Genomic DNA, 25,417 nt, shown 5'->3' with positions numbered 1-25,417 from the left:
TCCCTTCTCCACTACTCATGAACTATTGAAATATAATGAATTAAATCCCTCCCCACTTTATCGAATGTGCCATTTACCCAGACTATCCCCCGTATATTTAATCCCGCTATCTTTTTTGACATTTTAGAATACAATTCGACATCACACCTCCCCATCCTTCCCCAGCAAGAAAAATAATTGCTAAATTCTAACTATTCGATCAATTATCTCCATACAAACGCTCAATGTGATAAAAAAAGAAGCCCTGATAAATAAAGCATTTATCGAGCTTCTCTTTTTCTGTTGTCTGTTGTACCTAGCGAGTATTTTTTATCTTCAGCTTACAATTCCTACTTTCCCCAACTCATTATATATTCCTTAAAGCCAGAGCTTTCATTCGCTTGTTCAGCTTCTACTACAAACCCACAACTTTTATAAAACGCAACAGAATTCACATTATCAACATAAACAGCTAGTTTTAAAAGGGGATATAGAGTTTTACAGTAGTTGATTAGTTTTAAACCAATTCCCTGTCTTTGATATTCCTTTTTTACAAATAAAGCGCCGATAAATGAGGCGTCAATAATACTAATAAATGCAATAACAACCTTATCCACTTTATACACGAAGGTATTTGCGATTGGCATATACTGCTCTTTAACCACGCTATAATTTTCAAGCCAATACTCTTTAGGGATAAACACATGAGCATCTATATTGGTATTAAGCCAAATCTCCATGACTTCATCAATTTCATTTGCGTTAAATTCTGCAATCATATCGGTTCCTTCTTCATTAAACGTTTTTCATTTTTTGCTTCATACATGAGCTTATCACTATATTCGATTAGTTCGTGTATCGTATTGTAGGTGTTATCAAAAATAGCCATTCCACAGCTATATTTAATGTGATACGGTTTGTTGCTGCTAACATTATAAGCGTTAATATGATTGTTTAGCATTTCTATATACCCTTTTAGAAATTCTGGCCGGTTCTCATTGATCAATATAATGAACTCATCACCGCCCCAACGAATCAAAGCACCTTTTCCTTCAAAAACTTCTTCTAGTTGCCTCGCAAAAAGTTGCAGCACTCGATCGCCTTCATGATGTCCATAATTATCATTAATACTCTTAAAATCATCTAAATCAATATTGATTGCGGCCAAAACAATATTACTTTTGTTAGCCAAGGCTGCAAGGTATTCATTATATGCAATGCGGTTACCTAATCGTGTTAGCGGATCGATCCTCGCCTGACTTTGTACTAGGAAAACATAATTAATGACAACCGCAATGGCTACGCTATTCCAAATCGTTAGATAGATAAAGTAGTATAGTTGAAAGATTGATAACACGGAAGGAATAAGGGTAAGCAAACTCAATATAGCCATTTCTTCTCGCGAAATCTTAGCGCGAGCTCGATATAAAATGACTAAGTTGGCCAAATAATAGAAGTAGCTTGTGATTGGCGAAACCAAAAACAGCGGCCCTCGTACATAAATATTCTCATCCGTTATCGAAAAAATCCAATTAAAATTCAAACACCCCAGCGATATAATGCTATTTACCGCCAAAGGTAACCCTAGCCAGAGAAACTGATTTCTATTTATACTTGTGCTTTTATTCATTCTCTCATATACATATAATACTGCACAAATCGGTACTAATGGCGCCAGCAAAAATCCCAAAGTATCCACTATTTTATGTATGGTAATAAAATGAATGTACGTAGTAGAATTCAATAAGACACTTAAAATTTCTAATAGTAAGATGAATGTCGTTATGAGTATTAATCCTAAAAACAACTTATGCAGGGTTTCTTTTCTATCTAACTTAAACCAAGCATGAACAGCAATGCTTGACAATAATATGACCATAAAAAAATTCAGCTGAACTACCAGCATTGTGTTAATTATTCATTCACCCCTTCCACCCCTCCCCTTGCTCAGCGGTGAAGAATAGAAATAACCCACACCTTTGACAATATAAGGTATGGGTTATTTCTATTTTCAAAACACCATCTCCTGCTAAAAAATTACATTTATCAGCAACTCAATTCAGAAAATTCTTTTATTAAGAAATCATTACAGACGAAAACGATTACTCGCATCTTGGAGTTCCTGGGCAATATGAGCCATTTTTTTGCTTGCCTCAGCAATTTCCTGCATGGCCGCCGTCTGCTCTTCTGTCGCAGCAGATACGGTTTGGCTTTCACTCGCCGTCTCTTTACTAATTGTTGAAATTTCCGCCATAGCTGAGCTAACATTGCGGCTGTCACTCACCATACTCTGTACGATTTTCGAAATATCACCCGTTTCAACCGATGATCGTTTTACTAAGTCAGCAATTTGCATAAAAACATTGCCTGCTTCATCCACAACAACAATACCATTGTCAACTTCCTTATTTCCGGTCTCCATCACTTGTACTGCCAAATCAATTTGCACTTGATTTTCTTTTATCATCAAAGCAATCTGTTTCGCCGCTGACTCTGACTGTTCGGCAAGTTTACGAACTTCTTCCGCTACAACGGCAAATCCCCTGCCTTGTTCTCCCGCTCTAGCCGCTTCAATTGCTGCATTGAGAGCGAGTAAATTGGTTTGACCGGCAATTTCACTAATAATCCCTACGGTCTCACCAATACTACGTCCACTTTGTGCGAGACTATCTACGGCAGTTTTAACTTGTCTAGTTCCATCGCCTATACTCTTCATTTGCGCAATCGCTTGCTCAACACCACTGACGCCTTTCGTAGTAGCTGTCGTCATATTGTCACTAATAACAATGGCTCTTTGAACATTTTCCGCTGTTTCACCAAGCTGGCTGACAATTGTCGCAACTGCACTATTTCCCTGGCTAACTACACTATTTTGCCCTTCCGCTCCATCGGCTACGCGTTGAATGGAAACTGACACCATCTCCGAAGCCTGCGCCGATTGTTCCGCACTTGCACTCAGTTGCTGCGCCGATGCGGCCATAAGCACAGCTGAATCAATAATTTTCCCGATTAATACGCGAAGGTTTACGCACATTTCACCAAAAGCTTTTTCCAATTGACCAATCTCATCTTGACTATAATTTTCCACACAAGCATTTTCGTCCCGGCACCCCGTCAAATCTCCTTTAGCGATAGTGAGTGCTTGTGCTACCATTGCTTTAAGAACTCGCGTTATGATTCTTGCGATAATCCAACTTACCCCTATGCCAAAAATTACAGATAAAACAATAATAATTAACTGGATTCGGACTGAATTGCTATATTTTTCATTCACACTGATCTTTAATATCCCTGCTTGTTTTGAAAATTCACTAGCTAAATCGCGAAGACCAGAAGCAACATTCTCATAGGTCGGTTGTAATTGCCCCATTTGAACAAAGGCTTCACTCTGCTTGCCTTGCTGCGTAAGCGCAATAATCAAAGGTCTTTTTTCTTGTATAATTTTAAGATTATCTTGCACCTTTTTGACCAACAACTTCTCATCATTCGTTAAGTCTCCATGTGACTCAATTTTGCCTAAGAGACTTTCAAAACTTTGATCGCGCTTAGTTAAGCTATCTAAAAAGGCTTTTCTATCCGTATCATTAGCGGCATTAATCGCTTTAAACATATCTCCTTCAGCCGCTCGGTTATGTTGTCGCAGATCATTCGCCCATTCAATCATATAAAGATGTGAAAAGACCTCATCAACATCTTTGTTTGTCTCTTTACCAAAGTAAAAACTAATTATTGCGTTCACAATTAAAGCCACAATTAACAAAAAAGAAATTGCTTGTATTTTCTTCCCAATGCTCATCCTTTTAATGATATTCATAAACTCTATCCCCCTCTAATCTTAAATTTAGCCACAAGTTCTTTTAGGTATTTGCTTTCGATTGTTTCATTATCATCTCATATTCGGACTTATTATGACAAAATCCTCCATCCGGTAATTATTTAATTTTGAATCAGATTTGTCCTTACAATAATGGTACAATAAATCCAAGTAACCTGTTGGCAAAACAAATATTAAGTCAGCTTAATGCAAAAGGGGTAGGGCACAATGACACTACAGCAGCTAAAATATGTAATCGAAATTGTAAATTGCGGATCAATAAATGAGGCGGCAAGAAGACTTTATATTACACAGCCTAGTTTGTCGAATGCAGTTAAAGAACTGGAAACTGAAATTGGAATCGAGCTTTTTATTCGGACACCAAAAGGGATCGTGCTCACTCGCGATGGTGTGGAATTCCTTGGTTATGCTCGACAAGTTGTGGAACAGACCGGACTTTTAGAACAAAGATATTTGAATAATAAGCCGTCCCGACAGCTTTGCTCTATTTCTACTCAACATTATGCTTTTGCTGTCAATGCTTTTGTCAATCTGATAAAACAAAGCGGCGCTGATGAATATGAATTTACGTTACGGGAAACACGAACCTATGAAATTATTGAAGATGTTAAAAATATGCGTAGTGAAATTGGCATTATGTATATGAACCCCTTTAATCGAAAAGTCATCGAGAAGCTGCTGAAAGAAAATCGTCTTGATTTTCATCCCCTATTTACGGCCAAACCTCATATTTTTATTAGTACACAAAATCCGCTTGCAAACCAAGACTTTGTAACACTAGATGACTTACAGGAATATCCTTACTTGTCCTTTGAACAAGGCGAATTTAATTCGTTCTATTTTTCAGAAGAAATTTTAAGTACGGTATTTCATAAAAAAAGCATTTATGTCAGTGATCGGGCCACGCTATTTAATCTTTTGATCGGCTTGAACGGCTATACGATTTCTACGGGAATTGTCAGCGCCGATTTAAATGGTGATAATATCATATCAGTTCCGCTTAAAGTTGATGATCAGATCGATGTTGGCTGGATTTCCAATCATCAGCTGCAACTGAGCAAACAAGCAAGTGCTTATTTACAGGAATTAGAGCTAGTAATCCAAAGCTACGGACTTTCCTGCACAACACAGACAGAGATATAGCTAAAAGCTATATCTCTGGATAAGTTTTATATGTTACCCTATATCACTTTTCCTATGCTATACTAACAAAAATTATGAATAGCAAGGAGGATCCCCGATGGATCATGGATTAGTAAATACCACCAAAACAGCAACAGGACCGTTTCGGTATGATATAGTGGGAAGTTTTTTGCGCCCACAGGCTTTAAAAGAAGCTAGAGAAGGATTTACAGCAAATAAAATCACTCAGGAAGAACTTACACGCGTTGAAGATGAAGCAATAAAAAAACTCGTCGATAAACAAAAAGCTGTGGGACTAAAAGCTGTTACCGATGGGGAATTTCGGCGAAGATATTGGCATCTTGATTTTTTGGCAGCTTTAGCTGGAGTCAAAGAAATCAAGGCTGAACGTTGGTCTGTAGACTTTAAAGGCCATCAGCCAAAAGCTGCAACCTTAGAAATTGTCGATAAAGTCGACTTTACCACGCATCCTTTTCTTGATCATTTTCAATATTTAAAAACAGTTGCGGGAAACCACATAGCCAAGCTGACAATTCCCTCACCATCGATGCTGCATTTAATTGCTTGCATCAGAGCCGAGCAATATATCCCCATTGAACGTTATAAAAATGAGGATGCCTTATATTCTGATATTGCAATAGCCTATCAAAAAATCATTCAATCTTTCTACGATGCAGGCTGCCGTTATCTGCAGTTAGATGATACTTCCTGGGGAGAATTCTGTGATCCGGAAAAAAGATCAGCCTATGCACAAAAAGGGATCAATTTGGATAAAGTTGCTGAAAAGTATGTAGAGATGATCAATCTGGCTATACAAAATAAGCCGACAGATATGACTATTACCATGCATATTTGTCGTGGCAATTTTAGATCTACCTGGTTTTCTTCCGGGGGATATACAGCTGTAGCGGAACCACTATTCAGCAAATGCCATGTTGATGGCTTCTTCCTAGAATATGATACGGATCGCGCTGGTGATTTTTCGCCGCTAAAATCAATCTCCGCGGATAAGAAAGTAGTGCTTGGCTTGGTTTCCTCTAAAACAGGAGAACTTGAAAATAAAGAACAGATTATTGCTCGCATTCATGAAGCGTCAAAGTATGTTCCGCTGGATTGCTTGTCTCTAAGTCCCCAGTGCGGTTTTGCTTCCACCGAAGAGGGGAATCTTCTGACCGAAGATCAGCAATGGAAAAAGATTGCTTTTATTAAAGAAATCGCCGAACAAGTGTGGGGCTAGACAACACTTCCCCCGTCCCGCGAGAACCAATTTCTCCCCCAAGGTGTGGCTGACTAGAGTCCCTGTTCTTCATTGATAAGAATTACATGTATCCTTCCCTTAGGATAGGACTTCTCTGTTATCGACCAGTTGTTACATATTCTTGTCGGCGAAGAACAATCCATACAGATACCAGTGCTTACACAGGGAGTCTTTAACTCAGGATGCCGCGCCGCATTTTTCGGTGCGGCATTCTCGCGAATTCTTTTAAAAGCAGAATGAATATCCGGTGCTATCTTATTTATTCCTATAGTTAAAATAACCTTTCTGGGTCCGAAAATGATTCCACCAATACGGTTGCCGATCATATCTAGATTCACAAGAACACCATCAACGGTTACTGCATTTGTTCCGGTTAAAAACAAATCCACAGAGAGTGCTTCTTTTCTTAGAGCGATCTGTTCTTTAAATGATTTATCATGGTCAAATGTATCAATGAATTTGAAATCACTACAAATTTTACAGTATTCAATAATTCCTGTACTTCTAAGAGTTTCCGAATCACCATATGATACAGTTTTAGGCTTAATACCTTCCATAAGATTTCTTATGCTATTACCTGCTTCTACTGCATTTTCTACGATTTCACAGTTAAAATTATTTTTCAAAAGCGATTTCTGACAAATTTCTAAAAGTGACATGATTATCTCCTCCTTTTTTTAAATTAAACTCCTCCAATCTAAAAAATCTATCAAATTTATACAGATAAGCATCAAAAACCTGTAAACTAATGCCACACTCTTGACTAAAACAAATTAAATTTACAATAACGCAAGTCTTTACTCTCTATAACTATACCTGATACCTTTCCCCATATCAATTATAATGCCGAAATAAGCAATTACTTAACCATATTGCCTTTGTTTCACACCAAACGACTGTCATACTAATCGGAAACGAGTATTGTTTTAGGTTCCAAATACGCTTCAAGTCCGTAGATGCCACACTCTCTACCAATTCCAGACTGCTTAAAACCGCCAAAAGGAGCTTTCATTTCAAGCATGACATCATTTATATAAATTGTTCCTGCAACTATTTTAGATGCAATCTGATTTGCTTTTTCTATGTTAGAAGAACTTATATATGCGCCTAAGCCATACTCTGTATCATTTGCAATTTCTACAGCCTCGTCTTCGGTTCTATAGGTTAAGATAGACAAAACGGGGCCAAATATTTCTTCCTTAGCAATTGTCATATCCCGAGTTACATTTGCAAAAACCGTTGGCTTTACAAAATTACCATTATCCAGTCCTTCTGGATGCCCTTCCCCGCCAACGACTAATTCTGCACCTTCTTCTATACCAATCTTTACGTATTTTTGAACGTTATTATAGTGATTTTCATTTATCATAGGGCCGATAAACGTATCCTCTTCCCAGGGATAGCCTACTTTTATATTTTCAACAGCCATTTTAATAAGTTCTTTAACTTCATTAAGACGGTGTTCTGGAACTAATAGACGGCTTCCTGCAATACACATCTGTCCATTATTTCCAAAACAACTCCTAACTGCACGTGGAATAGCTTTGGTAAAATCAGCATCATCAAGAATTATATTAGGGGATTTACCCCCTAATTCGAGAACAACTCTTTTCATGGTATCAACAGCACCATGATGAATTATCTTAGCGGTTTTACTAGAGCCAGTAAAAGAAATCATTGCAACATCTGGATTATGCGTTAATTCAGCCCCAACTGAGCCGCCTAGACCATGTACCATATTAATTACGCCTGCTGGTATTCCAGCTCCATGAAAGCATTCCGCTAGAATTTGTGTCTGTATTGCGCAATATTCACTGGGTTTTATAACTACGGTGCATCCTGCCGAAATAGCTGCTGCTAATTTTATAGCAATCTGAGAATTGTTTGCATTCCAAGGTGTGATCAAAGCAATTACGCCTAAAGGTTCAAGGACAACCTTGGCTTTACCAATGTACTTCGTAAACTCAAATTCTTCTAACACTTCCTTAGCCCATAGAAAACTATTAGCAGTAAGTTTCGTGCGACCTTCAGCTGCCTGTATTGCAGCGCCATACTCTTCTACGCATGCTTGAGTTAATTCATCCGCTCTCGACATTACAGCAGCATGAAGACTTTTAAGCATTTCACTTCTCTCTTCTATCGTAGTTTTTGAGAATGTCTTAAATGTCTCTTTAGCGACTGCAATGGCTTTTTGTGCATCCAATTCATTTCCTAATGTGACACGTCCAATGATTTCTTTTGTTGAAGGATTTATAATATCCATTGAGTCTGTCCCTTTAGGTCTTACAAATTCTCCATTAATGTAAATTTTATCAATTCGGTTCATTTTTTTATTATTATCCATTTCTTTACCTCCAAAATTGATTTTCGTATTTCTCTGTGTTACACTCACTTTAATACATTCAAGTAACTTTAAGTCAAGAAAATGTAGGAGATTTTTTATGGGAAATTTTATTTATGGATCTGAACCCAAATATACAATTAATGAAGTTTCTAAAATAACAAACTTATCTAAACCTACCATACGTTATTATGAGGATATCGGATTACTCCAAGATATAGCTCGAGATAAGAATAATATTCGTTTATTCTCCGATGATCAAATTATGCGATTGCGAATGATCCAATGTATGCGAAGCACAGGAATGGGAATCGATCTAATCCGTCATTATATAGACCTTTCTAATGAAAACCAAATTGAACTTAAAGAGCGTTATTCAATTGTTTTGAAACAAGAGGAACTTCTTTTAGCCAAAAAAAGTGAAATTGAACAACAACTGGCTTTTATTGAACATAAAAAGCATAATTATCAAGAAAAGCTAACTGATAAATGAGTTTATCTCCCCTAAAAAGCAAAGGGATAGGGATTGTATTTCAAATTTGATGAAATACGCTCCCTATCCCTCATTTTTCTATTTGCTTACACAAATCTCGTACCTATCAGCGTAGGACAAACCTCAGTCTTTTAGAAAAAACAATAATGGGGCAAGTTGGCTTACGCTTTTTTCATTTCGATGATTAATAGGTGCATTGTTTCCAATGCTTTGATTTGCAAAGACTCTCCCACACTTTCGAGAGCATCTTTTGCATTTAATTCTATCCCATTAATATCAGAACTTCCTTCAATCTGAACGACATAGGCTTGTCGATCGGGTTTCACCGTAAACTCCATTTTCAATCCGCTATCAAGCTCTAAAGCATAGAAGTTGGCATCTGCGTTTAACTGGACTGGGGCCCCCCCCTCTGGCGATGACACTAGATGCAATAATTTATTTTTTCTTAAATCCCACTCATATCGATGGTCGCCATACTGCGGTTTCAGCCCTATTTGACTAGGCTTTATCCAAATCTGCAAGAATCGAGCTGTCTTTAAGCCTAAATTATGCTCACTATGAAAAACGCCAGTGCCAGCACTCATATACTGAATGTGTCCGCGGGAAATGGTATTCTGATTCCCCATGCTGTCACCGTGTGTTAATTCGCCATCGATAACATAAGACACAATTTCCATGTCACGGTGAGGATGCATCTCAAAACCAGTATTTGGTTCCACTAAATCATCATTCACGACCCGTAAAACGCCAAAATCCAGACGCTCTGGATTATAGTATTCCGCAAAGGAAAAGTGAAACAGGCTTCTTAACCAACCGTGGTCTGCTCTTCCATGCTTAGCTGCAGGATATTTCTTTACCATAGTATTTCCCTCCTTATTTTAAAGCAACAGTAATTCTCGTTATTAAACTATTTTTTCATGATATGTTTATTATGCTTTCAATCAAAGAATCTTAATTTAAAGATTTTAAAGTAAAAAAATTTCTTTTATTCCTTAGAATAAAAGCTTATTTTTTTTAATAAATCTATTGTCTGTTCCATTTCAATAGGAGTAAGACCTTCAAAGGCTTCATCAAAAGTTGCATAATGAATCGGTAGAATTTCAGACATCTTATTCCGACCAGCCTCTGTGAGTTCCGCATAAATGATGCGTCGATCTTTCTCACAAGACCGCCTAGTAATCAAGCCTTTCTTTTCTAACTTATCAATCACATAGGTAATTGTACCGCTCGTAATAAGAATGTGATTTCCGATTTGCTGCAACGGATGACTTCCTTTATTATAGAGAAATTCCAATACTCCAAATTCCGTCGCATTAAGTCCATAGCCACGAATATTTTGCAAATCCCGATCAAGCAACTTCTTGTAGGTTCTAGTTAATGCAATATAAAGTCGCATGGCTTGTCGATTAATTGGCATGGCGTCATTTTCCACTGTATCACCTATCGCAATTTATAATATCTTGAATTAAAGATATTATAAAACACCTTTTTCTGGCTGTCAAGAAAATAGAATATCTCCTATAAAAAACAGCTTTCTTGTCCCATACGCCTTCCAGAAAACAGTATTGTAATGTTATAAAAACAAGTTCAAATCGCAAATGAGCAAGAAGTATTCTCAAATTCAAAAAACACTTCTTGCTCTTATTTTCACTTCTATAACTTTCACTTTTTGATAGGAACCCAAATCTCACACCGATACTCGGGAGAAGTTGTATCGCCTTTAGGATAAACCTCAATCTCGGGGGCACAAGCATACTGATACCCAGTCGCTGGCAGCCACTCTGTAAATATCCGTCGAGTCAGCTCCTGTATCGCATCAGGTAATGCTCCAACTGATTCAAATACTGCCCACGTTGTTGCTGGTATCTTAGCTGAAATATAGCCCTGAGGCAGGTCTTCGTTCACGCCCTCAACGGCTATCATATAGTTAAACTTATCTTCTTCAAAATCCTTACACACACCTAAGATACCAAGTTTCCCGGCTTTATTGCAAATCCAATCGTAGGTTCCATCATTCATACATTCACCCCAAAATTGCGGTACCTGTTTAAAATTTTCTCCATCAACCATCGTTATCTTTTTTTGTTTACCTACTACCGTAAAGCTTTCCTTATCAACAATTTTATACTCCATATCTTTATCTCCTTTTATTGAAATATGGAATGAGAGTTTAGGATATGCCTTAAGATTTCGCCCCGGTTCCCGTGCAGCAGAAGGAGTCATCCCATGCATTTTTCCGAAAGCTTTTGTAAATGCTTCCGGTGTTTCATATCCGTATTTATAAGCCACATTAATAATTTTCTCACCAGATATAATATCCTGCGCAGCAAGTGTCAGTCTTCTTCTTCGGACGTATTCTGCTATTGTAATTCCAGTCATCATATGGTACATCCGCTGAAAGTGAAACGGGGACGATAATGCAATCTTCGCTACCTTTGCAATATCAAGCTTTTCCGTAATATTCTCTTCCAGATATTCTATCGCCTTGTTCATTGCATTAAGCCAATCCATAGAACTCCTCCATGTATAATATAGTATACCTGTCCGAATCATCTTTCCTGTCTTTACCTGCTATCTAATGACAGGATAAAAACAAATTTCCACGCACCGCTAAGAGTCTCCCCTAACATAACCCCCTCTATATCAAATAATTATATGGACATCCATATAAAAAATATATTTCATATTAATTTGCAATAGTTGTAAGATAAAATCTGAGTAATCTATATATTCTGGTTACTGAAACGGAACTATACAAATTATAAGGAGGATTTTCTATGAAGTTAAAGCTAATTAAGGTCTTGTCATTTATGCTAGTAGTGGTATCTTCTCTGGGCGGAACAGCTTTTGCTCAAACCGCTGACCACCCCGCAGTAAAAAGCAACGAAAAGGAAGTTACAGTTATGTGTTCCGGTGGATTTTATTCCACGCTACAGGAGCTTGCCCCCATTTATGAAAAAAAGACCGGCAAAAAAGTTATCTTAATATCAGGTTCTTCGATGGGATCCTCGCCAACAGCGATTCCCGCTCGACTTCAGCGTGGAGAGAAAGCGGATGTCATAATCATGGCAGGTACGGAACTTGATAAGTTAGCCGAAGAAGGACTTGTTGTTTCAGGAAGCCATGTAGATCTTGTTCTTTCAAAAATAGGAATGTGTGTTCCGGCAGGTGCGCCTAAACCGGATATCAGCACCACCGAAGCTTTTATACAAACCTTACGGGATGCAAAATCAATAGGCTACTCAGCAAGCGCAAGCGGTACATATCTTTCCAAGGAACTCTTCCCACGTCTTGGTATATGGAACGAAATCAAAGATAAGACCAAAATGGTTGTAAAGGATCGGGTTGCCTCACGAGTTGCTGCCGGAGAATTTGAGATTGGCTTTCAGCAAGTAAGCGAAATACTCCCCATTCCTGGTATTGACTTTGTAGGAACCATTCCGGATGACATTCAAAAAGTCACGATATTTTCGGCAGGGATCGCTGCTGTATCACAACAATCCGTTGAAGGAAATAAACTGATTGAATTCCTTACTTCTTCTGACGCCCTACCAATCATCAAAAAACAAGGTTTAGAAGCAGCTACTCATTAATTAAGTATCCAACTTCTCATACCACAAGTAAAATACCTCGTATCATTGGTTAAAACATCATCCAATAGATACGAGGTATTCCTATTTCAAGACAGCTTTCCCATGTTGCGCGCTTGAAAGATTTCTTCCGGCGATAATACCTTGACAATCGACCTGATTAGATCCTTAGTGAGGTCAACAACTTTTTCCGGGCCGGTCCACGGACGACCGGCCTTATCAGCGATAACCTTCACCCGTGGTCGCGCCTGTAATTTCGGGAAAACCTCCACAACCACGCCGATTTCGCCGGTATCCAGGAGAACAGTAGCTCCCATCGGATAGAGCGCCACGCTTTCCAAGAAAAAACTAACCAACTGGGCATCAAGCCTGGAACCGCGGGAAGCTTGCATGATTTCATAGGCTTCATGCTGCGGAAACGCTTTGCGGTAAGGCCTGTCGGAAGTAATGGCGTCGTAAAGATCGGCAACTGCAGCAATTCTTGCGTACAGATGAATGCTTTCTCCTGACAGTCCTCGTGGATACCCCGAGCCATCGGCGCTTTCATGGTGCTGATAGGCCACATGGGCTGACACCAGCGGAATCGGACCTACCTTGCGAAGAATATTGAACCCGTCTTCCGTATGCCCCTTCACTATTTTCTGTTCATCAGACGAAAGCGGGCCGTCTTTGTCCCGAATATCGGCCGGAACCAGCATCATTCCCAGATCATGCAAAATCGCTCCCATAGCCAGTTCATACAGTTCCTGCTGGCCAAGTTGCATCTTTACCCCCATCATTACCGAGAGCAGACAAACATTGATAGCATGGCCAAAAGTGTAATCGCCGTGAATCCGGATATCAGTAAGATGTACCAGAGCATAGCGATTTTCCAGGACATCTTCAATGACCTTACGCATCACCTGGTGTATCCCCATTAAATTGAGAGTTTGCTTTTTTTCAAAATGTTCAAAGGCTCGGTGAGTCAATTTGATGGTCTCTATCCGAGTCGCCTCGTTAATGATCTCTTGCGGCTCAATCTCCAAGAATGGATGATTGACGAAAACCGAATCGATACCCATGGTCTCCAACCTGGAAATCATCGGTTCGTCCAGTATAATATTCTGCGCCAGCAAGAGCTTTCCGTTCGCGCTGAAAATATTTCGGGCAGTCACCATCCCGGGTTGAAGCTGATCCACTGTCAAACGAAGCATAATTATCCCCCTGAAATACCAATTAAACAAACTCAGAACGGCTGTCGCTGCTTATAACAAAATTGACACAGCATAACAGTCTACTCAAGTGGGCTGACCAATCAGCCCCAGTTTTTCCATAACTTTTACCAGTTTTTCGACATCGATAGGCTTCGACGCATAAGCCTCACAGCCAATATCGAAAGCCTGCTGAACATAGGATGTCTCTCCCAGAGCCGTTGTCATAATCACCTTGGCTCTATTTTCCGGAGCAATGCCATTTTCATTTTCCAGGTCTCTGATGGTTTTCAGTACCTTTACCCCGTCTACCTTGGGCATCATGATGTCCAGACAGATTAAATCATAACACTTGTTTTCTTTCAGCGCCATCAGGAATGCGTCGACAGCCTCCAGCCCGTCTACGGTCAAATCACATTCCCCATATTGAGACATGAATTTAAAAAGAAACTTTCTGCTGATCATGTCATCTTCGGCTATCAATATTCTCATTTTCCCCGCCTCCTTCTATGAAATAAACCCGTTTTTCTTAAAGGCTTCACTCATCCTCCTGATGTGGCAGATATGTTCCAGAGCTTCTTCCTGATTTCCCCGTCTCGCGGCCAGCTCCGCTTTAAAAGCGACACTTTTCATTTCATCGGAACCAATTTTGTTTGCCAAGCCCTTAATCTTATGGGCAATTCCTTCAATCAGTTCCATGTCGGAGGGGACTTCGTCGGCAATGCTGGCTACTAAAGACTCAATATCGACCAGAACAGGAAGGTCTGCTGAGAGAGAGTTTGTGGTGCTAGGGGCGATGACAATATCACCACTTTCATTAAGTTGAACGCTGCCGCTAGTGGCCAGCCGGTAACTTTGTTTACGCGGTGAAAACGATTCTAGCATTTCTGACAGATCCTCCATTTGCACCGGTTTCGCCATATATTCGTCCATTCCTGCCGCCAGAAACCTTTCCCTGTCTCCGACAAGCGCATGGGCGGTAAGAGCCAGGATGGGTATATGCGCTTTTGTATCAGCCTCGGCTTCCCTTATCTTTTTCGTCGCCTCTATTCCATCCATTTCAGGCATTTGAATATCCATCAGAATGGCATCGTATTTTTTCTTTCGCCAAAGTTCTAGCGCCACGGCGCCATTTTCAGCTAAATCAACGGCGTGGCCTGCCGTTATTAACTGTCTTTGAATCACAATCCTGTTGAGGGGATCATCCTCGACCAACAACAAATTCATTGGCGATTTGGCTGTGGCCGCATTTCTTTTTTTCTGTTGGCTGTCCGGTAACTCCCTGCCAACCTGAAACGGAATTGTGAAGTAAAAAGTACTTCCCAGGTCTTTCTCACTCTCTACCCACATCTTCCCACCCATCATTTCAACGAGTTGCTTGGAAATAACCAGGCCCAATCCGGTTCCGCCGTAGCGTCTAGTAGTAGATCCATCCACCTGGCTGAAAGTCTTAAACAACTTGTCCATCTCATGCGGCGCAATCCCAATACCCGTATCCCTGACGACAAAAACGATTTCGACTGAGCCCTTTCCCGTCTCGCTGGCTTTAATGGCCAGAGCTACTCCGCCATGTTCAGTGAATTTTATCGCATTGTCGATCAAATTGTTTAGTACTTGGCGCAGCCTGTTAGAATCGCCGCTCAAGATCTCTGGAATAGCGGTGGAAAAAGTGTAGTCCAGGTCAAGCCCCTTTCTCTTAGCTCGATGCGAGTGGGCTTTGATCACCTCATCCAACAGTGTTCTCAGCTTGAAATTATGGCTCTGCAACAAAAGTTTTCCTGCCTCCATTTTGGAGAAATCAAGAATATCGTTAATAATGCCTAATAAGGATCGGGCGCAAGACTTGGCTGTCGCCAGATTCTCCTTCTGCTCGGTGTTTAGCCCCGTCAAGAGTGTTAAATCAATCATACCCATAATTCCATTGATGGGAGTCCTAATTTCATGGCTCATATTGGCGAGAAACTCGCTTTTGGCCTTATTGACCGCCTCGGCTTTATCCCTGGCTCCCTTGAGCTGTTCTTCAGCGATTTTCCTGTCGGTAATGTCAATCCCCATACCGATATACCCTTCGGCAATACCGGTCATATTGGAGTACAACTTATGAACACAATACAGCCAGCGATATTGCCCGCTCAAGTCCAATACTCGAATCTCGCCTTCAAACAAGCCTTTCTCATTAATTCTGCTGTAATTTGGATCAAAGCATTTTCTTCGATCTTCAGGATGAACCCGCTCTAGCCAACCATGCCCTGCCGCTTGACTAATAGTCTGACCGGTCAAAGTCTGCCATGTTTCGTTGATGGATTCCATTTCACCTGTTATATTGATTCTCCAGATAATTGTTGGGAAGCTTTCGAAAATACGCAGGTAATAATCCCTGGTTTTGATGATGGAACTTTCCTTCTGTTTTTGGTCGGTAATATCAACAAGAGCAACCATTACCATGGGTTTCCCATCAACAACGATCGGAGATGCACTAGCTCGAAACCAGAACAGCACCTCTCTACCATTATGCACAATTGTTTTGCTGCACTCAATGCCGGATACTGCCAAACCTTCAAAAGCGAGCGACACAGCCCGCTGAAATTCGCAGTACTGGCATGAGTCGCTATAGCCGCAACCTTTTTCCTTCTCCAGACTATTTCTGCAGCAAAAGGCGTCGCCGAAAGTACGTCCGATAACCTCGCCAAGATTCCTGCCCAGAAGTTTAAGGGCAGCGCCATTGATCTGCCTTATCGCTCTAGACTCATCAACAATATACATTCCCACTGGAGCGGAATTGAGTATTGTCCGTAGATTGTTTTTTTCATTCTCGATTGTTTTCTCCATCACCTTGTAGCGGGAGATATCGCGGAAAACGACCACCACGCCAGAAAAATACTTGCCTTGAGGACCGATAGGCGCACAACTTGCCGACAAGTATTTCATCGCCCCATCCTTGGTAATCAGAACGGTCTGATCGTGAAGACCGGTGGCAAGGCCGCTTTGCCGAACCTCGGCGACAGGACTAGCCAGTCGCTTCTTGGTTTGGGCATGATATAAATTGAATACAACATCGAAGGGCTGCCCATGCGCTTTGGCGCTTTCCCAACCAGTAATCCGCTCGGCAGCCTCATTCATAAATATGATTTTCTCCGCCGAGTCGACGGCGATGACTCCATCTCCGATGGAAGTCAATAACTGAGCCATCAATCGTTTATCCATCATCATCACCTGCACTAAAGCTTTAAGCCTTCGTCGCCTCTATTACCGTCTATTAATTGCTGAGCAAATAAGCCGCGGAATATTGGCTAGCGGCGCTTGTCTCTCCACAGCTCCTATCTCATAGGCAACTTTAGGCATTCCATAAACAATGCAAGATTGTTGATCCTGTCCGAAGGTAATCGCACCTGCTTGCTTCATTTTTAATAATCCCTTGGCCCCATCGTAACCCATACCAGTCAAAATAACGCCAAGTCCCGCCGATCCGGCTTTGTCCGCCACCGAATTGAACAGAACATCTACTGACGGGCAATGTCCATTTACATTATCGCCCTTAAAAACTTCCACAACATATTTGCCGCCCTTGCGGTCAAGACGCATATGATAGCCGCCTGGCGCCAACAACGCTCTTCCTGGCACGACAGCATCGCCTGTTTGCGCTTCTTTTACTTCGATGCAGCAGGATCCGTTCAGTCGCTTAGCATACATGGCAGTAAAAACAGGCGGCATGTGTTGAACTATAACAATGCCAGGCACTTCCCGCGGCAAAGCCCGCAAAACTTCATAGATTGCCTCCGTACCGCCTGTAGATGCGCCGATAGCGATGATTCTTTCGCGGCCGCCCCGCTCAACACCGCCGGAGACAGGCAGATCGCCACCGAGTTCCCTTTTCGGCTGTTCGACCTTAGCGGTCGATGCAATCTTGATCTTAATAATCAACTCACGAACGAATACTTCCTGATTAAATGACTTTGTATCCGGCTTCGTAACAAAATCCACAGCCCCCGCATTAAGTGCATCAAAGATATTCTCGCTGGTCGCACTGACAACAACCACCGGAATAGGATACTGCGGTATGAGCTTACGCAAGAATTCAATACCATTCATCCTTGGCATCTCAACATCCAGTGTCATCACATCAGGCTGAAACTCAAGTATTTTATCTCTAGCCATATAGGGGTCGGACGCGGTCGCCACGACTTCAATAAATGGATCGGAGGCTATTTTCCTGGCCAAAGTTTCCCGAAATACAATGGAATCATCAACCACTAGCACCTTGATCCGTCTTTTAGCAGTGCTCATATTTTATTCCTTTCTGTAGACGGCAGGGGCTATAAATTCGTACTTGCTCTCCTGGCGGTTGACGGATTCGGAATGGCCAATAAACAAATATCCTCCTGGTTCCGTATGCTCGTAAAACCGATTGATAAGATCCCGTCTTGTCTTAGCGTCAAAATAAATCATAACATTGCGACAAAAAATGATATGAAACTTTTTTTTGAAGGGAAATACTTCATTCATAAGATTGAACCGGCGGAATATGACTTCCTGCCGGATCTTCTCATTGATAACACATGACTCATCATCTATATTACGAAAATATTTCTTCTGCCAGTTGCCTGACAGAGTATCCATCTGACTTCTGGGATATACTCCCTGCCCAGCCCTTTCCAAGACGGCGGTCGATATGTCGGTAGCCAAAATCTTCGTGTCCCAACGCCACTTTTCAGCGCCAAAGTAGGTGTCAATAACCATAGCTAGAGTATACGGTTCTTCTCCTGTTGAACAACCGGCGCTCCACAGACGGAGGTCTTTGGTTTGACCCTCCGTCTTGGCGAAATGGGGAAGTACTGTTTGCTCCAAAAACTCAAAGTGCTTTGGTTCCCGCAAGAAATAAGTATGGTTAGTTGTCAGTTTGTTGACAAGGGTGATCCCCATCTTACCAGTCGAATCACGGACCACATGCTGAAAGTACTCAGAAAAGCTATCAAAACCGCTCTGGGTGATATAATTGTGCAATCGGCCCACTACCAGGGTCCGCTTTTGTGACAGATTAATGCCGTAATTTTTCTTAATAAATTGGACAAGATCATTAAATTCCTGTGTAGTTATTTGTTCCATCAGTCATCCGCCACCTAGTACTTTCCGAATTCGCTGTCATCCAGCACAATTTTTCCATTAGCCTGAGCCAGGGTTAACCCTCGTAGTCCGCTCCCATTTTCGGTCTTGGCCTGATTTGCTCTCGTCTTTTCCATCACCATTTCAATCGCCCGTAAAACCTCGTCACTCATCCCATCGCCGCCGCTTACTAGGCGATGGGTTCGCTTGAGCTTGAATTTACGCACATTTTCTCTTAGTACTTCGGCCTGGCCGGACAATTCCTCGCTGGCTGAAGCGCTTTCCTCCGCTGTGGAAGAATTGGTCTGTACAACCTGAGATACCTGGTTGATGGCTTGATTTACCTGCGAAATAGCTGTAGCCTGCTCATTAGATGCGGCGGCAATATCACCGACAAGTACAGCCGCTTTTGTGATGCCATCAACAATGGAATCCAGCGCTTCTGCAGTATGATCAGCAATTTTGCTGCCTGCCTCGACTTTTTTGATGGATCCCTCAATCATCGCGGTGGTTTCCTTGGCCGCGTTAGCGCTACGAGCGGCAAGGTTCCTTACTTCTTCGGCCACAACGGCAAAACCTTTGCCATGCTGGCCAGCCCGAGCGGCCTCCACTGCTGCGTTGAGAGCAAGAATATTTGTTTGAAAGGCGATCTCGTCAATCACTTTAATAATTTTGGAAATATTAGCAGAAGAGTCATTGATCTCGACCATGGCTTGAACCATCTCTCGCATCTGATCATTGCCTTCTTGTGCCTTGTCCTTGGCTGCAGTAGCCAGTTCATTGGCCTGGTTAGCATTAATAGCATTCTCCCTTGTCTGGGCGGCCACCTGCTCCATGGAGGCAGTAATCTCTTCGATGGAACTAGCCTGCTCGGTAGAACCCTGAGACAGCGCCTCACCAGAGGCGGCAATTTGCTGGGAACCTGCGGCCACCTGTTCGGATGCCGTCTGGATTGTATTGAGCACTTCGTTCGTTTTTTCGACCATCTCGCTAAGCTTCTGGCCCAGAAGGTCTTGTTCCGACCTCACCTTGACATCTACCGTAAGATCGCCAGCGGCGATCCGTTCCACGGCCAGCGCCTGCTCCCGAATGCTTTCGACCATTTTTTCAAAAGACTGCACCAAAGCTCCGATCTCATCTTTGCTAGTAGCAGTAACGCTAACGTTGACATCGCCAAGCGCCAGCTTATTCGCTGCTGCCATAAGGTTCTTCACCGGATTACTAATGATCCGGGCAATGAATATACCTAGACCGATACCCGCCAGCATTGCAGCAAGGACAACAATAATCATAATGGTGATCGTCCTATTAGCGTCTTGCCTATTCTTTGCTGCTTTTTCTTTGGCCAACTCGACTTTGCTATCCGTCAGCTTATCAAGTGTGTCCCGAAAAAGATCAGCATACCGGGCGCCCTCAGTCGCCATCAATTGATTGGCTTGGTCATATTGGCCATTCTGAATGATCCCAAACAGCTTTTTAGTATACGCTTCATATCCGGGAATGGCGGTCTCAATCGTCTTGTGTAGTCGCCCACCTTCATCGCTGACTAGGGTTCTGGCCACCTTGGCTGTCTCCCCCTTCATCTCAGCGATGCGCTCCCCCGCCTTTTTTATATTATCCGCCTGATGGCTAGGTTCTCTATCCAGTACCACATCTCTTATATTCACGCGGCTTCTTTGATAAGCCTCTTTTACATTCGCTATTTCCTCCAGCGGCACCGTATAATTTTCAAAAAGACTCGTATCTTCTTCAGCCAGTTTATAAAGATTGATTACGCCAACCGCCCCAACAATGCCCGCCATAACGGCAACAACAACGAAAGCGATAATAAGTTTTGTCCCAATTTTCTTGTCGTAAAACCATTGCATATTCATCGCCCTCCTCTATTTATCGTTCAAGTCACTTAGGTTGTTTACCTCATCAGCTGTCAGAATACGGTCACAATCAAGAATCAGTTTGGCGGCATCGCCCACCTTGCCGATGGCCTTGATAAACCGCTGCTGATAGCCATTGTTCAGTTGCGGCGGCGGTACAATATCTGCTTCAGCGATATTTAGGACCTCGGCCACCGTGTCGACAAGCAAGCCTACGGCAATTCCTTTGATATCCACTATAATCACGCAAGTTCGGTCATTAATTTCGACAGAAGATTTTTTAAACCGCAATCGCATGTCGATAACCGGGATGATGTTCCCCCTGAGGTTGATGATCCCCTTGGCATAATCCGGCAGATCAGGCAGTCCAGTGATGGTCTGCATGCCGACAATCTCTGTGACATACTGAATCTCGATGCCATAGGCCTCAGCGCCCAAGGAAAAAGTAAGATATTTGTCTTTCTGGGTATCTTCCGCTTCCAGCTCTGCTGCAAATTCTTCAGTCATGACTTTTCCCCTCCCAAGCGTTTTAACGCATCAACACACTCCGGCATCCATTTGTTAATACTTACCAAATTCGTTGTCATCTAAAACGATTCTGGCTTTTGTCTGAGCCAGCGTAGGTTCAGACTTAGACTGTTTTTGCCGCTTTTTATCCATCATGTCCTCTAGCGCCCGCAATACGTCAGGGTTCAAGCCATCATCCCCTAGTGAATTAAAGCCTGTGGACTTGAGTTTAAATTTAGCGACATTGTCTTTCATCATCTCAGCCTGACCGGCCAATTCCTCACTAGCAGATGCGCTTTCCTCTGCTGTGGCCGAGTTGGTCTGCACCACTTGAGAGACTTGGGCAATCGCCTGATTTACCTGGGATATGGCTGTAGCCTGTTCATTGGAAGCGGCGGCGATATCACTGACTAGCGTGGCGGCTTTCGCTACCCCGTCTACGATACCATTCAAAGCTTCTGCCGTTTCATTGGCAATTTTTGTACCGGCATCTACCTTTTTAATGGAGCCTTCAATCATGGCTGTTGTTTCCTTGGCGGCATTGGCGCTGCGGGCGGCGAGATTGCGAACCTCCTCGGCGACCACGGCGAAGCCTTTGCCGTGCTGTCCCGCCCGGGCGGCTTCCACCGCAGCATTGAGGGCCAGGATATTGGTCTGGAAAGCAATCTCGTCGATAACTTTGATGATCTTGTTAATATTAGTTGAGGATTCGTTGATCTCAGCCATGGCTTGGACCATTTCCTTCATTTGATGATTCCCCTGGATCGCGTTGTCTTTGGCGACAGTGGCCAATTCATTGGCCTGACTAGCATTCATGGCGTTCTCTTTCGTCTGAACCGCCACCTGCTCCATCGATGCCGTAATTTCTTCAATAGAACTGGCCTGCTCGGTCGATCCCTGCGAGAGTGCCTCGCCCGAGGCGGCAATCTGCTGAGCGCCTGCAGCCACTTGCTCCGCAGCCGAATTAATATTAAACATCGTCTTGTTTACATTGTTGGCCATCACATTGAAAGCCTGGGACAATTCACCGATTTCATCCTTGGTCTTGACCTCCACCTCGACGTTCAAATCCCCCTCGGCAATCTTATCGGCTACCTGAAGCAGCTTGTTCACTGGCCGAGAAATCGCCCGAGCTATGTAGATACCGAGCACCATCGCCAAGGTAATTCCAGCGATAACGAAAGCAATCATTATGGTGATAGCTGCGTTAGCGTCTTGCTTATTTTTAGCCGCTTTTTGCTGGGCTTGCTGAATTTTCAGCTCGGTAATTTTACCGAGCGAGTCTCGGAAAGTATCAGCATAGCGGATCCCCTCGGTCGCCATCAGCTGACTGACCTGCTCGTACTGACCCGACTGAATCAAACTAATGAGTCTCTTACTATATGCCTCGTATTCGGGAACAGCAGTTGCTATTGTTTTGTAAAGCTTCTTGTCTTCCTCGCTGCTCATGGCATTGGCCAGCCTGGCTGTCGCCCCCTTCATTTCGGCGATGCGTTCGGCTGTTTTCTTTACGTTTTCCGCCTGATGGGCGGGGTCCCTATCTAACACTAGATCCCTTATATTGATGCGGCTTCTTTGATAGGCATCGGACATACTCCCGATTAGCTCGATGGGCACAGTATAATTCTCGAACAGACTGGTATCTTCCTCAGCCAATCTATAAAGATTATTTATGCCGACCGCCCCGACGACGCCAGCCACTAGGGCTACGCCGAGAAAAGCGACAATCAGCTTTTTAGCGATTTTGAGATTCTGAAACCAATTCATTCGTTATTCGTCTCCCTTCAACGTTAGCCTCATTGTTCTGACCCCACCTACTAGTACTTACCGAATTCGCTGTCGTCAAGGATGATTTTCCCCTTTGCCGCCAACTCAGGCTCGTATTTACCGATCCGTTCCCCTTGCCTGTGACTTTCTTTTTTATTCCTCATCATCGTTTCAATGGTCCGCAACATATCCGTATTCAAATTTCCCATATCTGAAAATCTTGCGAAAGACTGCTTTAAAGTAAACTTAGCTATATTCTTTTTCAGCAGATCAGCCTGGCTTGCCAGTTCTTCGCTGGCCGAGGCGCTTTCCTCTGCCGTGGCTGAATTGGTCTGCACCACTTGGGAAACTTGGGTGATCGCCTGATTGATTTGGGCAATCGCCGTAGCCTGTTCGTTTGAAGCTGCCGCAATATCGCCAACCAGCGTGGCCGCTTTTGCCACCCCATCCACGATGCCATTGAGGGCTTCAGCCGTTTCATTGGCAATCGTTGTTCCGATATCGACTTTTTTGATCGAGCCTTCGATCATTGCAGTCGTTTCCTTCGCGGCATTGGCGCTGCGAGCAGCCAGATTCCGAACTTCCTCCGCCACCACGGCGAAGCCTTTGCCGTGCTGACCGGCCCTAGCGGCTTCAACAGCAGCGTTGAGCGCCAGTATATTGGTCTGGAAAGCAATCTCTTCTATTACTTTGATGATTTTAGAAATACTGGCGGAAGATTCATTGATCTCGGCCATGGCGTGAACCATTTCTTGCATTTGTCGATTTCCTTGAACCGCATTATCCTTAGCGACAGTGGCCAGTTCGTTGGCCTCACTAGCGTTCATCGCATTTTCTTTCGTTTGGGCGGCAACTTGCTCCATGGAAACCGTGATTTCTTCGATCGAGCTAGCTTGCTCAGTAGACCCTTGCGATAAAACCTCGCCGGATTCAGCAATCTGTTGAGCTCCCGACGCCACTTGTTCCGAGGCTTCATTAATATTTCCCAGAATTTCATTTAGGGAAATGATAATTTGGTTGAGCGCATTTTTGATTTCGACAAAATCGCCCCGATAATCTCTGGTAATATCGACATTCATATTGCCCCTGGCCATTTCGCTCAAAACTTGTGATATTTCACTTATATATCCCAGAAGAGAGTCGATAGTGCCATTGAGAGCATCCTTGATAATGGTATAATCTCCTTTATAATCGCCTTTAACGGCGACATGGAGATTGCCGACTGACATTTCCTTCAAAACTTCCGTCGTTTCCTGGAGCGGCCTAACAATAGCGTCTAGAGTAGAATTAATCCCCTCGACTATTTTCCGGAACTCACCGCCATGTTTTGCCGCGTCGGCCCGGGTTGCCAGTTGGCCTGCCACGGCTGCCGAAGCCAGCATATTGACATCTGTAACCATCTGATTAATATTATTAATGCATTTATGTAAGTTTTTTCCTAGCAGATCATTCTCCGATTTTATTTTTACCTGAGCGGTCATATCGCCAGCAGCGATCTTCTCGGCGACAAGCGCCTGCTCGTGAATGCTTTCGATCATTCTGGCAAAAGAGTGCATCAGAGTTCCTATTTCGTCTTTTGATGTGGCAGTAACAGTAACATTCACATCGCCTACGGCAAGCTTATCCGCCGCCTCGACTAACTTGCCAATCGGCCTGCTGATGATACGCGATATCATCAGTCCCAGGAATATCGCCAGAGCAATCGCGATCGCTATAATTACGGCAACAGCGATTGTGTCCTTGTCAGCGGTTTCCTGGTTCGCTTCGGCCTTTTGTTTGGCTAGTGTAATCTTGAGGGTCTGAAGTCCACTCAAGCCTTCATCCATCGCTTTATTAATCCTAGGTCCATCAGCTTCCATAAGCTGCGTTGCCGCATCCAATTGGTTCGCCTGAGCTAGAGCGATCAACTTGTCCAGATAAGCTTCATATTCACCGATAGCAGCCCGAAACGCAGTAATTATCCTGCGGCCCTCATCAGTATAAGTGGTTTGTTCGACGTTCTGCAGTAAAGCTTTCAGTTTCTGCATGGCTTCCTTGATCTTAGCCGCCGATGAACCTCGCTTGCTGGGGTCTTTCTCCAACAGCATATTTCTAAACTCCACTCGGACAACCCAGTACTGCTCCGTCATATCCACTAGTTCCCCGACAGGCACCGTGAATTTTTCGTAAAGTACTTTGTCCTCCGCAGTGATATGGCGTAGATTATAGATACCAAAAAGTCCCACAAACCCGGTAATCAGGCTGACGAGAACGAAGCCGAGAATTAATTTTTTGCTGATATTCAGATCTTTGTACCAAAACATTTAGTACTCCTCCTACTTCATTGAGTTGACCTAAGAC

At 42.8% G+C, this 25,417-nt stretch carries 21 protein-coding genes; 4 read left to right on the top strand and 17 right to left on the bottom strand.

The features are described 5' to 3' along the window. Positions 1-329 precede the first annotated feature (329 nt). The 3 genes from AC0NJP_RS08275 to AC0NJP_RS08265 all read right to left on the bottom strand — a co-directional run bounded on the left by AC0NJP_RS08275 (position 330) and on the right by AC0NJP_RS08265 (position 3,793). Positions 330-758 carry an N-acetyltransferase gene (locus tag AC0NJP_RS08275; protein WP_474699464.1) on the bottom strand — a complete coding sequence of 143 codons (429 nt, stop codon included), beginning with the start codon at positions 756-758 and terminating at the stop codon, positions 330-332. Continuing rightward, the gene (locus AC0NJP_RS08270; protein WP_474699463.1) at positions 755-1,858 is read right to left on the bottom strand and encodes a GGDEF domain-containing protein; all 1,104 of its coding nucleotides are present in this window, start codon (positions 1,856-1,858) and stop codon (positions 755-757) included. The genes AC0NJP_RS08275 and AC0NJP_RS08270 overlap by 4 nt, the downstream gene beginning before the upstream one ends. 207 nt (positions 1,859-2,065) lie before the next feature. Next, positions 2,066-3,793 carry a methyl-accepting chemotaxis protein gene (locus tag AC0NJP_RS08265; RefSeq protein WP_474699462.1) on the bottom strand — a complete coding sequence of 576 codons (1,728 nt, stop codon included), beginning with the start codon at positions 3,791-3,793 and terminating at the stop codon, positions 2,066-2,068. A 228-nt stretch (positions 3,794-4,021) separates the two neighbouring features. Here AC0NJP_RS08265 and AC0NJP_RS08260 point away from each other — a divergent pair, with 228 nt between their 5' ends. After that, positions 4,022-4,957 carry a LysR family transcriptional regulator gene (locus AC0NJP_RS08260; protein WP_474039667.1) on the top strand — a complete coding sequence of 312 codons (936 nt, stop codon included), beginning with the start codon at positions 4,022-4,024 and terminating at the stop codon, positions 4,955-4,957. Between the two features lie 97 nt (positions 4,958-5,054). Next, positions 5,055-6,194 (top strand): 5-methyltetrahydropteroyltriglutamate--homocysteine S-methyltransferase, encoded by a 1,140-nt coding sequence (locus tag AC0NJP_RS08255; protein WP_474039668.1) that lies wholly within the window; start codon positions 5,055-5,057, stop codon positions 6,192-6,194. Positions 6,195-6,247: 53 nt separating this feature from the next. Here the strand turns inward: AC0NJP_RS08255 and AC0NJP_RS08250 are convergent, their stop codons facing one another. Continuing rightward, the gene (locus AC0NJP_RS08250) at positions 6,248-6,874 is read right to left on the bottom strand and encodes a lactate utilization protein (RefSeq protein ID WP_474699461.1); all 627 of its coding nucleotides are present in this window, start codon (positions 6,872-6,874) and stop codon (positions 6,248-6,250) included. A gap of 245 nt (positions 6,875-7,119) precedes the next feature. Then, positions 7,120-8,559, bottom strand: coding sequence for an aldehyde dehydrogenase family protein (locus AC0NJP_RS08245; RefSeq protein ID WP_474699460.1), 1,440 nt, complete (start codon positions 8,557-8,559; stop codon positions 7,120-7,122). A gap of 97 nt (positions 8,560-8,656) precedes the next feature. On the opposite strand from AC0NJP_RS08245, the gene AC0NJP_RS08240 reads away from it, so the two are divergent. Beyond that, complete coding sequence (locus AC0NJP_RS08240) at positions 8,657-9,049, top strand: MerR family transcriptional regulator (protein ID WP_474699459.1); 393 nt, start codon at positions 8,657-8,659, stop codon at positions 9,047-9,049. A 161-nt stretch (positions 9,050-9,210) separates the two neighbouring features. Here the strand turns inward: AC0NJP_RS08240 and AC0NJP_RS08235 are convergent, their stop codons facing one another. From AC0NJP_RS08235 to AC0NJP_RS08225, 3 genes are all read right to left on the bottom strand, one after another. After that, on the bottom strand, positions 9,211-9,909 hold the full coding sequence (locus tag AC0NJP_RS08235) for a pirin family protein (RefSeq protein WP_474699458.1): 699 nt from the start codon (positions 9,907-9,909) through the stop codon (positions 9,211-9,213). Positions 9,910-10,034: 125 nt separating this feature from the next. After that, positions 10,035-10,481, bottom strand: a complete 447-nt coding sequence (locus tag AC0NJP_RS08230) for a MarR family winged helix-turn-helix transcriptional regulator (protein ID WP_474699457.1) — start codon at positions 10,479-10,481, stop codon at positions 10,035-10,037. Between the two features lie 230 nt (positions 10,482-10,711). Then, entirely contained in the window at positions 10,712-11,560 is an 849-nt protein-coding gene (locus AC0NJP_RS08225; protein ID WP_474699456.1) for an AraC family transcriptional regulator, read from the bottom strand. Positions 11,561-11,826: 266 nt separating this feature from the next. Between AC0NJP_RS08225 and AC0NJP_RS08220 the strand changes: the two genes are divergently transcribed. Then, positions 11,827-12,642 (top strand): substrate-binding domain-containing protein, encoded by an 816-nt coding sequence (locus AC0NJP_RS08220; RefSeq protein WP_474699455.1) that lies wholly within the window; start codon positions 11,827-11,829, stop codon positions 12,640-12,642. Between the two features lie 86 nt (positions 12,643-12,728). On the opposite strand, the gene AC0NJP_RS08215 is transcribed toward AC0NJP_RS08220, so the two are convergent. From AC0NJP_RS08215 to AC0NJP_RS08175, 9 genes are all read right to left on the bottom strand, one after another. Next, entirely contained in the window at positions 12,729-13,832 is a 1,104-nt protein-coding gene (locus tag AC0NJP_RS08215) for an HD-GYP domain-containing protein (RefSeq protein ID WP_474699454.1), read from the bottom strand. Positions 13,833-13,916: 84 nt separating this feature from the next. Further along, complete coding sequence (locus AC0NJP_RS08210; RefSeq protein WP_474039678.1) at positions 13,917-14,321, bottom strand: response regulator; 405 nt, start codon at positions 14,319-14,321, stop codon at positions 13,917-13,919. 15 nt (positions 14,322-14,336) lie between these two features. Next, positions 14,337-17,033, bottom strand: coding sequence for a PAS domain S-box protein (locus tag AC0NJP_RS08205; RefSeq protein WP_474699453.1), 2,697 nt, complete (start codon positions 17,031-17,033; stop codon positions 14,337-14,339). Positions 17,034-17,075: 42 nt separating this feature from the next. Continuing rightward, a complete protein-coding gene (locus AC0NJP_RS08200; protein WP_474699452.1) occupies positions 17,076-18,113 on the bottom strand; it encodes a protein-glutamate methylesterase/protein-glutamine glutaminase in 1,038 nt (345 codons plus the stop codon). A gap of 3 nt (positions 18,114-18,116) precedes the next feature. Beyond that, positions 18,117-18,932, bottom strand: coding sequence for a CheR family methyltransferase (locus AC0NJP_RS08195; protein WP_474699451.1), 816 nt, complete (start codon positions 18,930-18,932; stop codon positions 18,117-18,119). A 14-nt stretch (positions 18,933-18,946) separates the two neighbouring features. Beyond that, positions 18,947-20,797: a methyl-accepting chemotaxis protein gene (locus AC0NJP_RS08190; RefSeq protein ID WP_474699450.1), complete on the bottom strand. Its 1,851-nt coding sequence runs from the start codon at positions 20,795-20,797 to the stop codon at positions 18,947-18,949. 15 nt (positions 20,798-20,812) lie between these two features. Further along, positions 20,813-21,310, bottom strand: coding sequence for a chemotaxis protein CheW (locus tag AC0NJP_RS08185; RefSeq protein ID WP_474699449.1), 498 nt, complete (start codon positions 21,308-21,310; stop codon positions 20,813-20,815). Positions 21,311-21,364: 54 nt separating this feature from the next. Next, complete coding sequence (locus AC0NJP_RS08180; protein ID WP_474699448.1) at positions 21,365-23,077, bottom strand: methyl-accepting chemotaxis protein; 1,713 nt, start codon at positions 23,075-23,077, stop codon at positions 21,365-21,367. 50 nt (positions 23,078-23,127) lie between these two features. Beyond that, positions 23,128-25,380 (bottom strand): HAMP domain-containing methyl-accepting chemotaxis protein, encoded by a 2,253-nt coding sequence (locus tag AC0NJP_RS08175; RefSeq protein WP_474699447.1) that lies wholly within the window; start codon positions 25,378-25,380, stop codon positions 23,128-23,130. Positions 25,381-25,417 lie beyond the last annotated feature (37 nt).

Source organism: Pelorhabdus sp. sgz311002 (assembly GCF_056134285.1).
The sequence above is the reverse complement of the archived record's forward strand: the minus strand, read 5'-3'. Positions and strand labels throughout refer to the sequence as shown.

Excerpts from the sequence above, each read along its gene's own strand:
- AC0NJP_RS08175 (WP_474699447.1), bottom strand. The coding sequence starts at position 25,380 with ATGTTTTGGTACAAAGATCTGAATATCAGCAAAAAATTAATTCTCGGC.
- AC0NJP_RS08220 (WP_474699455.1), top strand. The coding sequence starts at position 11,827 with ATGAAGTTAAAGCTAATTAAGGTCTTGTCATTTATGCTAGTAGTGGTA.
- AC0NJP_RS08245 (WP_474699460.1), bottom strand. The coding sequence starts at position 8,559 with ATGGATAATAATAAAAAAATGAACCGAATTGATAAAATTTACATTAAT.
- AC0NJP_RS08240 (WP_474699459.1), top strand. The coding sequence starts at position 8,657 with ATGGGAAATTTTATTTATGGATCTGAACCCAAATATACAATTAATGAA.
- AC0NJP_RS08265 (WP_474699462.1), bottom strand. The coding sequence starts at position 3,793 with ATGAATATCATTAAAAGGATGAGCATTGGGAAGAAAATACAAGCAATT.
- AC0NJP_RS08180 (WP_474699448.1), bottom strand. The coding sequence starts at position 23,077 with ATGAATTGGTTTCAGAATCTCAAAATCGCTAAAAAGCTGATTGTCGCT.
- AC0NJP_RS08225 (WP_474699456.1), bottom strand. The coding sequence starts at position 11,560 with ATGGATTGGCTTAATGCAATGAACAAGGCGATAGAATATCTGGAAGAG.
- AC0NJP_RS08185 (WP_474699449.1), bottom strand. The coding sequence starts at position 21,310 with ATGACTGAAGAATTTGCAGCAGAGCTGGAAGCGGAAGATACCCAGAAA.
- AC0NJP_RS08250 (WP_474699461.1), bottom strand. The coding sequence starts at position 6,874 with ATGTCACTTTTAGAAATTTGTCAGAAATCGCTTTTGAAAAATAATTTT.
- AC0NJP_RS08200 (WP_474699452.1), bottom strand. The coding sequence starts at position 18,113 with ATGAGCACTGCTAAAAGACGGATCAAGGTGCTAGTGGTTGATGATTCC.
- AC0NJP_RS08275 (WP_474699464.1), bottom strand. The coding sequence starts at position 758 with ATGATTGCAGAATTTAACGCAAATGAAATTGATGAAGTCATGGAGATT.
- AC0NJP_RS08205 (WP_474699453.1), bottom strand. The coding sequence starts at position 17,033 with ATGGATAAACGATTGATGGCTCAGTTATTGACTTCCATCGGAGATGGA.
- AC0NJP_RS08235 (WP_474699458.1), bottom strand. The coding sequence starts at position 9,909 with ATGGTAAAGAAATATCCTGCAGCTAAGCATGGAAGAGCAGACCACGGT.
- AC0NJP_RS08270 (WP_474699463.1), bottom strand. The coding sequence starts at position 1,858 with ATGGTCATATTATTGTCAAGCATTGCTGTTCATGCTTGGTTTAAGTTA.
- AC0NJP_RS08195 (WP_474699451.1), bottom strand. The coding sequence starts at position 18,932 with ATGGAACAAATAACTACACAGGAATTTAATGATCTTGTCCAATTTATT.
- AC0NJP_RS08210 (WP_474039678.1), bottom strand. The coding sequence starts at position 14,321 with ATGAGAATATTGATAGCCGAAGATGACATGATCAGCAGAAAGTTTCTT.
- AC0NJP_RS08255 (WP_474039668.1), top strand. The coding sequence starts at position 5,055 with ATGGATCATGGATTAGTAAATACCACCAAAACAGCAACAGGACCGTTT.
- AC0NJP_RS08215 (WP_474699454.1), bottom strand. The coding sequence starts at position 13,832 with ATGCTTCGTTTGACAGTGGATCAGCTTCAACCCGGGATGGTGACTGCC.
- AC0NJP_RS08190 (WP_474699450.1), bottom strand. The coding sequence starts at position 20,797 with ATGCAATGGTTTTACGACAAGAAAATTGGGACAAAACTTATTATCGCT.
- AC0NJP_RS08260 (WP_474039667.1), top strand. The coding sequence starts at position 4,022 with ATGACACTACAGCAGCTAAAATATGTAATCGAAATTGTAAATTGCGGA.